Here is a 296-nt window from a genome sequence, read left to right as displayed (position 1 = left end):
CGCGGCCGGAGATGTGCACCATGATCTCGACGGTGCCGCCGCCGATCTGGAAGCCGCGGCAGTCGAGCATGAGGCGGGAGACGCGGGTCTCGTCGGTGAAGCCGATGCCGCCCATGAGCTGCAGGGCGCGGGAGCAGCAGTCGGTGAGCGCCGGGGCGCCGTAGCGCTTCAGCATGGCGGCGTCGTTGTTCACCGGAATGCCGTTGTCCATCTTCCAGCAGGTGCGGTACAGGAAGTTACGGGTGTTGTTGAGCTTGATCTGCATCTCGACGATATGCTCCTGCACGAGCTGGAAG

General features: G+C 64.9%; 1 protein-coding gene. It reads right to left on the bottom strand.

All coding sequences use genetic code 11. The annotated features are described in order from the left end of the window. On the bottom strand, window positions 1-296 hold a 296-nt coding region (locus NE591_RS14735; protein WP_256157045.1), incomplete at both ends, for an acyl-CoA dehydrogenase family protein.

It is taken from the genome of Adlercreutzia sp. DFI.6.23, assembly GCF_024462535.1.
Classification (GTDB): Bacteria; Actinomycetota; Coriobacteriia; order Coriobacteriales; family Eggerthellaceae; genus Adlercreutzia; species Adlercreutzia rubneri.
This window is presented reverse-complemented; position numbering and strand designations above follow the sequence as displayed.